The organism is Pseudoalteromonas mucoides (genome assembly GCF_049257175.1).
GTDB lineage: Bacteria > Pseudomonadota > Gammaproteobacteria > Enterobacterales > Alteromonadaceae > Pseudoalteromonas.
Genome location: NZ_JBMMUC010000001.1, coordinates 103,834 through 116,398 on the forward strand (window position 1 = coordinate 103,834; position 12,565 = coordinate 116,398).

Consider the following 12,565-nt stretch of genomic DNA (forward strand, 5'->3'; position numbering starts at 1 on the left):
ATTAAAAAGTTTGCTAAAGTAAGCTTATTGCAAAACACCTTTAACAATAACAAAAGCATTACCTCACTTTAGGATCTCCACATGAAACTACTTAAATCCTCGGCTTTAGTACTATCTGTATTGGCCGGGCTGTCGTTATCTGGCTGCTCTGTAACGCAAAATACCGCCGGGAGTACAGCGATGAGCCAAGTTAGTAACCCACTCACCCTTGAGCAAATCTATAAAGATAAATACTTCAAAGCACAACGTAATACATACTTTAAATGGCTTGATGATGGCACCGGCTACACAGTGCTTGAAGAACGTGAAAGTGAAAAAGATAAAAAAGACGACGCTGATAATAGCAAAACCGATGATGAAAAAGAGCACGGCGTAAAAGGTAACGACATTGTATTTTACAATGCTGACGGTACAGGTCGCAAAGTTCTAGTTGAGTTTGAAAAGCTACTGCCAGAAGACGCAGACGAGCCATTTGCAATCGAGAGCTACCAATGGTCAAAAGACGGTAAATGGTTAATGGTATTTACCAATAGTGAACAAGTTTGGCGCTCACGCAGTCGTGGTGACTTTTGGTTACTTAACCTTGAGACTAATAAATTACAGCAATTGGGTGGCGCAGACGTTGAACCAACTAAGCTCATGTTTGCTAAATTCTCGCCAGATAGCTCAAAAGTAGCGTACGTGCGTGATAACAATATTTATATGCAAGCGGTTGGCAATAACGATGTAACTGCGCTCACAACTGATGGCAGCGCTACCATTGTTAATGGCAACTTTGATTGGGTGTACGAAGAAGAATTCACTATTGCTGATGGCTTTCGTTGGAGCCCTGACAACAAATCAATCGCTTATTGGCAGCTTGATACCAGTGATGTTAAATTTTTCACTATGATCAACAACACAGATGAACTCTACCCTACTCTAAAAGAATTCCCTTATCCTAAAGCCGGTGAAACTAACTCAGCAGTACGTGTTGGTGTGGTAAGCCTCGCTGACAAACAAACGCGCTGGGCAAAGCTCGAAGGTGATAATCGCGATCGCTACATTCCGCGTATTAGCTGGGCAGGCACAGGCGATGAATTAATGATCCAAGATTTAAATCGTCCACAAAGCCATAATAAGGTTTGGTTATTTGACTGGCAAAAGCAGCAACTGACTAAAATTTTAGAAGACAAAGACGATGCCTTTATCGAATGGTTTTATAAAGCCAATTGGTCAAAAGACGGCGAGTTCTTTATTTGGCACAGCGAACGTGACGGCTGGCGTCATCTTTACCGTGTATCGCGTGATGGAAAATCCATTATTGACCTAACACCTGGTGATTACGATATTGTTGATATGCTCACTATCAATGAAGAAAAAAACGTTATGTACTTTATCGCCTCGCCAGAGAACCCAGGCCAGCGCTATTTATACAGCACACCACTGGATGGTAGTAGCAAGCCTGTGCGTGTAACCCCTGCTGAGTTTGAAGGCTCTAATAGCTATTACATGTCTAAAGATGCCTCATGGGCCATGCACAGCTACTCTAAATTTGGCACACCACCGACGAAAGAAATCATTAAAGTGAGCGATCACAGCAATGTAAAAACCTTAGTTGAAAATAAAGAGCTAAAAGAAAAACTCGCTGAGCAAAGCTTACCAAATCACGAATTCTTCAAAGTGAATGCGCAGGATGGCACCGAGCTTGACGGCTATATTATGTTCCCAGAGAACATGGATAAAAGTAAAAAATACCCGATAGTTTTTTACGTATACGGTGAACCGTGGGGCTCAACAGTACAAGACCGCTATGAAGGCAATAGCTATTTGTATAAATCACTGCTAACCCAAAAAGGTTTTATTGTCGCATCGGTTGATAACCGCGGTACACGCGCACCAAAAGGCCGAGATTGGCGCAAATCGATTTATAAAAAAATTGGCTCAATTACCGTGCAAGACCAAGTAGACGCGCTAGATGCCATGGCTAAACGCTGGGATGTAATCGACACCGAGCGCGTTGGCGTGTGGGGTCACTCTGGGGGCGGTAGCTCAACACTTAACTTATTGTTCCGCCATGGTGATAAATTTAAAGTGGGTATAGCCTCAGCACCCGTGCCGGATATACGTTTATACGACACCATTTACCAAGAGCGTTATGCGGGTAACCCAAATACCGACCCAGATAGCTACGATAACACCTCGCCTATTACCTTTGCTAAAAACCTAACCGGTAAGCTATTGCTTATTCACGGCACTGGCGATGATAACGTGCATTACCAAGGTTCAGAACGTTTAATTGACGAGCTTGTAAAGCACAACAAACAGTTTGAGTTTTTCTCATACCCTAACCGCTCACACAGCCTACGTGAAGGCAAAGGCACGACTCTGCATTACCATACAATGATGGCCGAGTTTTTTGAAAAGAACTTACTGAATCAGTAACTTGATTAGTTAGTTTAGAGACTAAAAAGCCACATACTAATTATTAGTGTGTGGCTTTTTTAATCAAAATGTAACGGGGGTTTACAAATTTCAAGTTTGAATACAGAGTCCTCAGTCTGAAGTACCTTAATAAATTTAGATGCTACTGTCTATTAGATTTGTTTTTTTGACAAAAACTGTCAAAAAGTTAGACTTAAATGGTGACATGTGAGTTGTAAATGCTAATATCCATCCAGAAATAATATTAAGCAAGGTGTAAAATGTTTATCGAGTTCACTGTTAAAAACTATCGTTCAATTAAAGAAGAGCAAGTCTTTAGCATGGTAAAAGCTAAAGGAGAAGAACTAGAAGCAACTAATACCTTCATTCCTGAAGCTATTACAAATACACCATTGCTTCGCTCTGCTGTCATTTATGGCGCAAATGCGGCCGGCAAGTCTAATTTAATTCGTGCGTTAATGGATATGGAGGCAATTGTTAGGAATTCCGCTTCAAAAAGTCAAGAAGGGGACTCTTTACCCGTTACTCCATTTTTATTTGATGACTTGACACCTGATGAACCTACAGAGTTCGAAATGATTTTTATTAATGAGGGTGTAAAGTTTCAATACGGATTTTCATTAAATAGTGAAAAGTTGCTAGCAGAGTGGTTGATTGCATATCCTAAAGGCAGGGCTCAAAGGTGGTTTTCGCGTGTTTTTGATGAAGACAATAATGAATATGACTACAAGTTTAGTGATTATCTATCTGGAGCTAAAAGTGTTTGGCAAAATGCAACTAGGTCAAATGCACTGTTTCTCTCTACAGCAGTCCAATTAAATAGTGAACAGTTAAAACCTGCATTTAATTGGTTCAAAGACAAATTGAGACCTTCTAATGTTGGTGGCTGGGGCCCAGGTTACACAGCATCACTATGTGAAAAAGAAAAGTCAAAAAAGCAAATTTTAGATTTTTTACAGTCGGCTGATTTTAATATTCATGATATTGAGATTGAAACCGAGAAGTTCGACCCTAATTCTTTACCTGAAGATTTTCCCGAAGTGTTGAAAGAAAAAATTACTAAAGAAATGAAAGGGAAGGAAGTTATTGACATTAAAACAGTCCATAAAACCAAGTCTGGGAAGTTAATTCCCTTAGACTTTTCCGAAGAGTCAGATGGTACACAAAAATTCTTCTCCTTTGCAGGGCCATGGATTGATATTTTAGAGAAAGGTTACATTCTAATTGTCGATGAATTACATGATAACTTACATCCAAAGATGGTTAAATATTTAGTTAACTTATTTCATAGTAGTAAAACTAATCCTAAAAATGCTCAACTAATTTTCACTACTCATGAAACATCAATTTTGAATCAAGATGTATTCAGGCGTGATCAAATTTGGTTCTGTGAAAAGGATAAATCACAAGCAACAACAGTATATCCATTGACAGATTTTAGCCCTAGAAAAGATCGAGAGAATATTGAATTGGGTTATTTATCTGGGCGATACGGGGCTTTACCATTCATTAAGCCTTGTAAAAGTGCTGAGGTGTAGTTATGGGATCAGATAACCTTCATCATAGAAGAAAAGCTAAAGTTGCAAAGGAGCTAAAAAGAAGAAAATCGAGACGATCTTCGTATGATAAAATATTGATAGTTTGTGAGGGTGAGAAAACAGAACCTAACTATTTTACTGAGTTAGTGAACTATTATAAACTCAACTCTGCAAATGTAGAAATTGATGGTACATGTGGTTCAAGTCCGAAAAGCGTATTAGAAAGAGCCGAAAAACTAACTAAGCAGGAAGCAGATAAGGGCGATGGCTATGATCGAATATATTGTATTTTTGATCAAGATTCTCATGAGACATATGCAGAAACAATAAGAAAAATATCGGAAAAAAGCCCTGCGAATTTATTTTACGCTGGTGTGTCAGTTCCATGTTTTGAATATTGGTTATTATTACACTTTAAATATACCACAAAGCCTTATCATGCAACGGGCTCCTCTAGCGTAGCTAATGAGGTACTTCGTGAGTTAAAGGCGGTTTTTCCAGATTATTCTAAAGGTTGTGAAAATACTTTCATCACTTTGATTGACCAAATTGAGTTTGCCAAACAGAACGCTATCCGTTCAACTGCTTCAGCAAGACAGAATTATACAGACAATCCATCTACTAATATACATGAGCTTGTTGATTATCTTCAAAATTTACAATTAGCTTAAATATAGTGCTTTTGATTTTAGTTGTAATGCAAAATGTATAATTTGGTAGCTTTAACAAAATTAGTCTGAAGTCTTCTCGATTCATATAACTCACTACAAACTAATAGCTCTTTATCTATCCAGCAACCCTTCTAGCCATTCTAAAACGAGGCGTGTATCTCGGGTTTGAAAGCGTTGTTTATCCGGTATGTAGTAGCAAAACTCTGATTCAACTGCTTGGATATCAAAGCTTTTAAGTAGCTCGGTATTTAGTAATCGTTGTACCAGCGTGCTTGAGCAAAAAACCAGTCCTGAGCCTGCCATAGCTTCTTGAATGCCAAAAAGCTCTTGATCAAATGTTTTAATACTAAATAACGCAGGATCTAAGTTGTTTTGAGTAAGCCATTGTTTAAGTGGTGGCTCACTCAGCGCGTTGTTTTTCCATTTTGTGGTATAGAGCGTAACAGAGCCATTTTGCCATGGGATATCGGCGACTTTGTATGAGCCGAATACGTTAAATCGTTCGGTTTTTATAATGTCATCAGCGTTTATATTGCGCTGCTGACCAAAGCGAATGGGTAAGGTGTGCAATTGTTTATCAACGGCTTCACTGGTTGATATATCCACCTCAAGATTAGGCTGGCTGACCGATAGCTCCTGTAATGCGGGTATTAAGCGCAGTGCGGCGAGTGACGAAGTCGTGGTTATTTTAACGGTTGCCCCTGTAGCTTGCACAGTTGCTAATGCTTGGTCTATGCGGTTAAAGCCGTCGCTCGTTGCGGCACTTAAATATTCACCAGTCGGTGTGAGGGCTACCTTTCTAACTTGGCGATAAAATAGATCCACATTTAAACGACTTTCAAGGTTATTTACATGATGTGAAATCGCGGTTGGCGTGATGGATAGTTCATCCGCGGCGGCTTTGAAACTGCCTAAACGTGCCGCAGCTTCAAAGGCTTTAAGCGCTTGTAGTGAAACTTGCATAAGTGATATTCACAAATAATGAAATTAATTATAGATGAGTATAACTTACTTATGACTGAGGTTAACTCGTTTGTGAAAAAACACTATTAGTTAGATGATTGTTGCACACTTACTAACAGGATAAACTGTATGACTACCCTACTTCACATTGATGCAAGCATCAGATCCGTAAAAAATGACAATCCAGATTACGATTCAATTTCTAAAAATATTGCTAAGTGTTTTACAGATAACTTTACCCAGCAACAAAGCATAGATGAGTATATTTATCGTGATGTAGGTATGAATCCGCCGCCTTTTATTACCCAAGACTGGATCGGCGCGGTATTTACCCCTGAGAATAAAAAAACCGCAGAGCAAAAACAGTTACTGGCTTTGTCAGACACATTAATCGCTGAAATTGCTGCCGCTGATATTATTGTGATTTCTTCGCCTATGTATAACTATGGCATGCCTGCACAGTTAAAGGCATGGTTTGATCAAGTAATACGTATTAATAAAACCTTTGATTTTGATCTTGCTCGTGGGGATTTTCCACTGCAGCCTTTACTGGACGGTAAAACATTAGTTGTGATCACTTCAACTGGTGAGTTTGGTTTTGAGCAAGGCGGCATACGTGAGCATATGAGTCACTTAGTGCCGCACTTACGTACGTTGAGCAAATATTTAGGCGTGAGTACTATTTATGAAATTGCTTCAGAGTATCAAGAATTTGCTGATGAGCGTCATCAGCAATCACTAGCTGATGCTCACAAACAAGCGATGGAGCTTGCTTCACATATCAATATTTAATCGTTAGCACCCCCTGCTCTGCGTTATTTTTAATCAAATCGTAATGGGGGTTTACAGATGTGTTGATAGGTGAAAAAGGTTAGATGTTCCTTTCATTTATTTCTTTTAGAAAAATTTGTATACGAGGGTTTAAGCGCTAAAAATTTTCTATATTTTAACTTACTCTACTTCCAACTTTGATATTACCCATTTGTGCAACGGGTTTTTACTGTAGCGTGGATGCCAAGCCGCTATTACGTCGAACGCTGGAGGTAGTTGTTGTAGATCTATTTTTACAAGATCTGAACTCACTGCGCGTGAAGGAAGAAACGCAATAGAGTCAGTGGTTTCTAGGTACATAGGCACTATAGAAAAACACGGTGCCGACACCACGACGTTACGGGTAAGGTCAAAGCTTTTAAACCAATCATCAATTGAGCCTTTAAAGTTTGGCCGCGAAGGCGATGCAATAATGCTTGGGTAGCTGGCTATTTTTGCCAGTGTTGGTTTAGTATCGGCTATCGATGAATTGGGGGATGTAACGCAAATATGTTGCTCTTCAAATAATTTAATAAGGGGGTAAGTACTTGGAATATAATCAGGAAAGGCTATGGCTAAGTCTACTTTTCCGTTTTCCATTAGCTCGTGCAGGTGGTCGAGTTCAAAGTCCCTTATTATTAGCTTTAAATTTGGTGCCTGTTCTCTTAATTCTTTTACAAGCGCAGGTAAAACAACTTGTTGTGCATAGTCAGTCGCTGCGATTACAAATGCACCGCTAACCGTTTGTGGGTCGAAGATCTTAGGTGCAAGGAGTGCCTGAAAATCATTTAGCAGTTTGTCTATGTTTATCGAGAGTTCTTCTGCATAAGGTGTAGGCACAAAACCAGACGTTTTTCTTAAAAACAGCTGGTCGTTAAATATATCGCGTAATTTTTTTAGTTGCTCGCTTACTGCTTGTTGCGTTAAACCGAGTTTATTTGCAGCTTTTGATGCATTTCTTTCGCGAATTAAGGCTTGGAAAATACGCAGTTGCTTTATATCTAACCTATCTAGTTTACTCATATTGCTGCCTTTGATATTTAAACGACCCTATATAATTTAGCACATTACCAACTTTTCTTGTATCACTTACAAAAAAGGCTTGTTTCTAATTGTTTAAGCGCGCCATTACTATGCTCCTACACACTAATTTGAATAAATGATTGGAGCAAACAATGAAAACAGTAATTTTAATCGGCGCACTTGGAAAGATGGGTCAAGCCGCATTAACCGGCTTATCTAAGCACACAGTTATTACGGCAGGTCGCTCTGGCGATGTAGACCACATTGTTGATATTACCAGCGAGCAGTCAATTACTGAGCTGTATGAAAAAGTAGGCCAGTTTGATGCGGTAGTAAATACAGTGGGTTTATGTGAGTACGAGACTTTTGCTGATATGAGCGAAGCACAGTGGATGACTACCATTATGAGCAAAATGATGGGGCAAATTAATCTTGTACGAATTGGTCAAAAGTACATTGCTGATGGAGGCTCATTTACACTGATTAGCGGTATTTTAAACGTTAAACCAATTCCATTTGCTATTGCTGATGCAACAACGAGTGGCGCAATAGACACTTTTGCTAAGTGTGTATCACTAGAAATGCCGCGCGGTATACGTATAAACGTGGTTAACCCTACCGTACTTGAAGAAGCATGGGATGTATACGGTGAGATGATGCCGGGGTTTCAGCCAGTGCCAAGCACTTTAGTAGGTAAAGCATTCGAGCGTTCGGTAGATGGCTTTATTAACGGCGAAGTTATCTTTGTTGATGCTTAATTTACTCAGCTATAAATTAATACGTTAGCATAATAAACAGACTAATTAGCGCTTTGAAGTTGGTAAACCTACACAGAGCGCTTTTGAACATATTTTTAAAGGTAGTGAAATGAAAAAATTAACCCCTGCATTGATTATATTATTTGTATCTAGCTGCGCGAATATAGCACCAAGTTCGCAATATGTTAGCGAGTCAAGCGCTGGCTCTAATCTGGAATGTAAAAAAATACCTCGTCATAAGCATATGGTTAAATGGTGTAGACCACATTCATCTAAATAGTTTAAACGATGAAATAGATAGTTATTGATCTCTAATTAAAGAAATAAGTAAAAATTCTATCTATATCTATGCCTTTTACTACCCTCAATACCTTAACCGCCGTATTTCTCTTAGCGCTAAAATTCGCTTATAAATAAGCTCTGGATCTCGCTACACTCATCAATGTTTAATAGCTAACTACAACCCTGAACTGCGTTATTTTTAATCAAAACGTAACGGGGGTTTACAGCTTAGGTAAAAGATTAAGGGTCAAGGTAGGGAGTGAAGTTATTAATAGAGGTTTGTGTCGGTTCAAGTGCAAACCGTGTCGGTTCAGCCAAACATTAATGAATGAGGTAATTTAAAACGCTAAATTTCATATCAACAGCTCAGAAATTATGTTGATAAGGAATTTAAAATGAAAGCTATAGCAAGACCTATAACAAAAACACTCATCGGATTAAGTTTAGTCGCTCAGTTAAATGTACACGCCATGGACTTACGAGTCGATAATGTACGGGTGTACCAGCATGGGTCGCAAAATTTTTCAGCGCCGAGTAGTCTGTATATTGATGATGGAAAAATAGTAAACATTACTAAAGCGTCGAGCGAGAAGCAGCAGGCTGATAAAACCTTTAACGCGAAAAACCAATTTGCATTACCAGGGCTGATTGATTTGCACGTACATTTAGGCTCTTCAGGGAGCAATTTTACAGAGTTTCAATATTTACCAGTAAAGTCGCATTTTAACGCTAATTTATATCTAGGCGTGACTAATATTGTTGATTTGTTTTCATTTCAACAAACGCTTGATGAAGCGGCAAAGTTAAAAGTGACGCAGGTTACGCCTAACTTATTTTATGCCGGTACCTTATTTACTAACCCTGGTGGTCACGGTACTCAATTTGGTGGCAGCGTTTATGAAATCAGTAACGACAGTGATATTGATGGACTATGGCAAAAGCATCTGGCTACTAATCCACATCTTACTAAAGCAGTGATTGAAACATTTGGGGGGAGTGGCAGCTCTCTTACAGATAGCCAGTTAGCACAGCTTGGTAAACGCTCAAAAGCAGCTGGCCTCCCTTACTTTGTGCACGTATCTACCTTAGCTGATGGTAAACGAGCTATAAAAGCGGGAGCAACTGCGCTTGCTCACGGTATTAATAGTGAAGCGATTGATGATGAGTTTATTGCCTTAATGAAAAAAAATAAGGTGACGTATATTCCTACGCTGGCGGTTTATCATAATCACAGTGATGAAAAACATAATCACGCATTAAGCTCGCAGACTGAATTACTAAAACCCGTACCTAGTAAGCTACAAGGTTGCTTATTTGAGAAAGTCCCAGAGCCATCAAAGTGGAAAGATCACAGCTGGCAAGCTCGCAGTATTGCGTATGCCAATATTAAAAAGTTACATCAAGCGGGCGTTATGATTGGCACGGGATCTGATGCAGGTAACCCTTATACTTTGCATGGGTTAGGCTTACATAATGAAATAGATGCGCTAAAAAAGGCGGGCTTAACAAACGCACAAATTATTGATGCTGCAACCATTAATGGCGCGCAAGCAATAAACCAAAGCAATAATATAGGCCAGTTAGCAACAGGTTTTGAGGCAAGTTTTATCTTGCTTGAGCAAAACCCAGTTGAAAACATAAACGCGATTCATACTATTTCTCAGGTTTATAAATCGGGTGAGCAAGTTAACCGTAAAAAACTTATAGCAGAGAATGCAGCTATTGAGCCACAAGGCCCTGCATGTAATCAGACAGCGCAAAGTACAAAGGCACAACAGAGTATTGATGACTTTAGCGGTCAGTCACCTTGGCAAGGTTTAAGTGATGCGGTAATGGGCGGCCAATCCAGCGTTGAATTAACGTCAAATACACACAGCATGACGATTAGTACGGCAGTGGCTAAACCTACAAACTTTGGAGCTTGGGCAGGGGCAGAAATTAAATACCCGCAGCCAGTAGATGCATCAGGCTTTACCGGTGTGCGACTTACTTACAAAGGGTCAACGGTGCCATTTGCTCTCGCAATTTACCAAAGTGATGTTAAAGATTGGGATAACTTTAGCGTATTAGCTAAGCCGAGCGAACAATGGCGAACAATCGACATTCCTTTTAGTGAATTTAAACAGTTTGGCTTTGGTAATCCTGTTACGTGGTCGGCGCAAAGAATTACTGGATTCAATCTAATGTGGCGAAAAATGCCTGGCGCAGCCGACACTATATTAAACAATACATTAGAAATTAAAGAGTTTAGTTACTATTAAACAGCCAAGGCCAAAATCAATAAGTTTGGTTTTGGCCTTGTTTATTTGTTATGGTTTTAAAAAAGAATCTTAATTATGTTTAAACATCCTTTTTATAAATACAGCTTCTGTATTCTATTAATTGTAGATATCGCTTACGCATTTGGCCTGGTAATCGCCAATTCAGCCCCTATTTCTAGTGATACCGTGATTGCCTCTCTTGTTTGGTTTGTTACTTTTTACTGGATACCTGTATGGGCTGCTGCTGCTTTAATTTTTTATCTTCGTGATAAGGGCAATACAAAAATATTTGTTGAGTGGTTAATCGCCGTAACATTTATGGCAGCGGGTAACGTTGTGACCGATAATGTATTACTAAGTCTATATGATGATTATCGGCCTCTTGGTATTTTTGTTATTTTTAACGGCTTGATTTGGGGTTCATGTATTTACTTTTTAAGTCTTTATATTGAGAGCAAAAAAAAGGTCGCAACCGAGAAGCATTCGCGCAAAAAAGCACAACTTGCCACGTTACGTTATCAGCTAAACCCACATTTTATGTTTAATAGCCTCAATACTATCTCGGCCTATATTCATACTAACCCTGATTTAGCTGACGAGGTATTGCATGAACTCGCCGATATACTTAGGTATTCATTAGATACAGCAGAACAAACATTGATCCCGCTTGAGCAAGAGCTTGCTATTATCGAGAAGTACTTAAATATTGAAAAAGCCCGCTTTGGTGAAAAACTGCAGGTAAATTACACCTTGCCTGAGCAGTTAAAAAATATTCATATTCCGCCACTCATTATTCAACCTATTATTGAAAATGCCATTAAACATAACGCGCAGCAGAGTAATTTAGTTTTAAATATAGAGCTGACAGTTATTGATAATGGTGTAAAGGTGGAGATCCGCGATAATGGCAAAGGCTTTAGTGAAGATGTTTTAAAACATGGTTATGGTGGTGGTGTTGGTATGAAGAATATACAGCAACGCGTTAAACAACTGAGCAATAGTAAAATGACATTGAGTAATAATAATGGTGCGGTGGTTTGTTTGGAGTTAGTACTATGAGTGCGGCTGTGAGTAAATTACGAGTAGTATTTGCTGATGATGAGTTACCGGCACGAGAAAAGCTCACTCATCAATTAAGTTTAATGGAAAATGTTGAGGTTGTAGGTATTGCCAGCAATGGCAAAGAAGCAATTTCATTGATCAATGAGTTACAGCCCGATGTTGCATTACTAGACATTCAAATGCCTGAAATTAACGGCTTAGAGCTTGTTGATTTACTTAACCATCAACCGTTAATCATTTATACCACGGCGTATGATCAATTTGCTATAGAGGCATTTGAACATGCCTCTGTTGATTATTTATTAAAGCCATTCCCTATCGCTCGCCTTAAAAAAGCACTGGCAAAAGCGCAGCAACAATTTGCTCAACAACAAGCCGTGAAACAGATTAACAATGAACCGGATAAAGCACAGTACGAGTTAAGCGACAACAAACTTAATAAACTCATTAGTAAAAGTGGAGAGCGAATATTTTTATTATCTCCCTCAGATATTAAGTTTATAAAATCAGAGCAGGGCAATAGCTTTGCACATGATGGTGAAACATTACATCACCTAAGTGATACTTTAGATCAACTAGAGCAAAGCCTCTGTACTCAAAGTTTTGTACGTATTCACCGTAGCTACTTAGTAAATATTGATCACATAAAAGAAATTCAACGTTGGTTTAATGGCAAGCTTATGGTGATTATTAATGATGAAGAAAAGTCAGAGCTCAGCACCAGCCGTGCGGGCGCAGATAAACTAAAACAGCTGTTAAAGATTTAATTGTTT

At 39.0% G+C, this 12,565-nt stretch carries 10 protein-coding genes; 8 read left to right on the forward strand and 2 right to left on the reverse strand.

The window, feature by feature from the left end:
* Positions 1–81 precede the first annotated feature (81 nt).
* From AAEU30_RS00435 to AAEU30_RS00445, 3 genes are all read left to right on the forward strand, one after another.
* Positions 82–2,424 carry a S9 family peptidase gene (locus tag AAEU30_RS00435; RefSeq protein ID WP_421958779.1) on the forward strand — a complete coding sequence of 781 codons (2,343 nt, stop codon included), beginning with the start codon at positions 82–84 and terminating at the stop codon, positions 2,422–2,424.
* A 260-nt stretch (positions 2,425–2,684) separates the two neighbouring features.
* Complete coding sequence (locus tag AAEU30_RS00440) at positions 2,685–3,962, forward strand: AAA family ATPase (RefSeq protein WP_421958780.1); 1,278 nt, start codon at positions 2,685–2,687, stop codon at positions 3,960–3,962.
* Positions 3,963–3,964: 2 nt separating this feature from the next.
* Positions 3,965–4,633 carry an RloB family protein gene (locus tag AAEU30_RS00445; protein ID WP_421958781.1) on the forward strand — a complete coding sequence of 223 codons (669 nt, stop codon included), beginning with the start codon at positions 3,965–3,967 and terminating at the stop codon, positions 4,631–4,633.
* 111 nt (positions 4,634–4,744) lie between these two features.
* On the opposite strand, the gene AAEU30_RS00450 is transcribed toward AAEU30_RS00445, so the two are convergent.
* Positions 4,745–5,596, reverse strand: coding sequence for a LysR family transcriptional regulator (locus tag AAEU30_RS00450; protein WP_421958782.1), 852 nt, complete (start codon positions 5,594–5,596; stop codon positions 4,745–4,747).
* Positions 5,597–5,725: 129 nt separating this feature from the next.
* Between AAEU30_RS00450 and AAEU30_RS00455 the strand changes: the two genes are divergently transcribed.
* Complete coding sequence (locus AAEU30_RS00455) at positions 5,726–6,388, forward strand: FMN-dependent NADH-azoreductase (RefSeq protein ID WP_421958783.1); 663 nt, start codon at positions 5,726–5,728, stop codon at positions 6,386–6,388.
* A 159-nt stretch (positions 6,389–6,547) separates the two neighbouring features.
* Here the strand turns inward: AAEU30_RS00455 and AAEU30_RS00460 are convergent, their stop codons facing one another.
* The gene (locus tag AAEU30_RS00460; RefSeq protein ID WP_421958784.1) at positions 6,548–7,429 is read right to left on the reverse strand and encodes a LysR family transcriptional regulator; all 882 of its coding nucleotides are present in this window, start codon (positions 7,427–7,429) and stop codon (positions 6,548–6,550) included.
* 152 nt (positions 7,430–7,581) lie between these two features.
* Here AAEU30_RS00460 and AAEU30_RS00465 point away from each other — a divergent pair, with 152 nt between their 5' ends.
* The 4 genes from AAEU30_RS00465 to AAEU30_RS00480 all read left to right on the forward strand — a co-directional run bounded on the left by AAEU30_RS00465 (position 7,582) and on the right by AAEU30_RS00480 (position 12,559).
* Positions 7,582–8,187, forward strand: coding sequence for a short chain dehydrogenase (locus tag AAEU30_RS00465; RefSeq protein WP_421958785.1), 606 nt, complete (start codon positions 7,582–7,584; stop codon positions 8,185–8,187).
* A gap of 677 nt (positions 8,188–8,864) precedes the next feature.
* Positions 8,865–10,730, forward strand: coding sequence for a CIA30 family protein (locus tag AAEU30_RS00470; protein WP_421958786.1), 1,866 nt, complete (start codon positions 8,865–8,867; stop codon positions 10,728–10,730).
* A gap of 75 nt (positions 10,731–10,805) precedes the next feature.
* Positions 10,806–11,789, forward strand: a complete 984-nt coding sequence (locus AAEU30_RS00475) for a sensor histidine kinase (protein WP_421958787.1) — start codon at positions 10,806–10,808, stop codon at positions 11,787–11,789.
* Positions 11,786–12,559: a LytR/AlgR family response regulator transcription factor gene (locus AAEU30_RS00480; protein ID WP_421958788.1), complete on the forward strand. Its 774-nt coding sequence runs from the start codon at positions 11,786–11,788 to the stop codon at positions 12,557–12,559. The genes AAEU30_RS00475 and AAEU30_RS00480 overlap by 4 nt, the downstream gene beginning before the upstream one ends.
* Positions 12,560–12,565 lie beyond the last annotated feature (6 nt).

What these genes read in the sequence shown, in the direction of transcription:
- AAEU30_RS00450 (WP_421958782.1), bottom strand. Translation starts at nt 5,596, where the DNA reads ATGCAAGTTTCACTACAAGCGCTTAAAGCCTTTGAAGCTGCGGCACGT.
- AAEU30_RS00455 (WP_421958783.1), top strand. Translation starts at nt 5,726, where the DNA reads ATGACTACCCTACTTCACATTGATGCAAGCATCAGATCCGTAAAAAAT.
- AAEU30_RS00470 (WP_421958786.1), top strand. Translation starts at nt 8,865, where the DNA reads ATGAAAGCTATAGCAAGACCTATAACAAAAACACTCATCGGATTAAGT.
- AAEU30_RS00475 (WP_421958787.1), top strand. Translation starts at nt 10,806, where the DNA reads ATGTTTAAACATCCTTTTTATAAATACAGCTTCTGTATTCTATTAATT.
- AAEU30_RS00460 (WP_421958784.1), bottom strand. Translation starts at nt 7,429, where the DNA reads ATGAGTAAACTAGATAGGTTAGATATAAAGCAACTGCGTATTTTCCAA.
- AAEU30_RS00445 (WP_421958781.1), top strand. Translation starts at nt 3,965, where the DNA reads ATGGGATCAGATAACCTTCATCATAGAAGAAAAGCTAAAGTTGCAAAG.
- AAEU30_RS00440 (WP_421958780.1), top strand. Translation starts at nt 2,685, where the DNA reads ATGTTTATCGAGTTCACTGTTAAAAACTATCGTTCAATTAAAGAAGAG.
- AAEU30_RS00465 (WP_421958785.1), top strand. Translation starts at nt 7,582, where the DNA reads ATGAAAACAGTAATTTTAATCGGCGCACTTGGAAAGATGGGTCAAGCC.
- AAEU30_RS00480 (WP_421958788.1), top strand. Translation starts at nt 11,786, where the DNA reads ATGAGTGCGGCTGTGAGTAAATTACGAGTAGTATTTGCTGATGATGAG.
- AAEU30_RS00435 (WP_421958779.1), top strand. Translation starts at nt 82, where the DNA reads ATGAAACTACTTAAATCCTCGGCTTTAGTACTATCTGTATTGGCCGGG.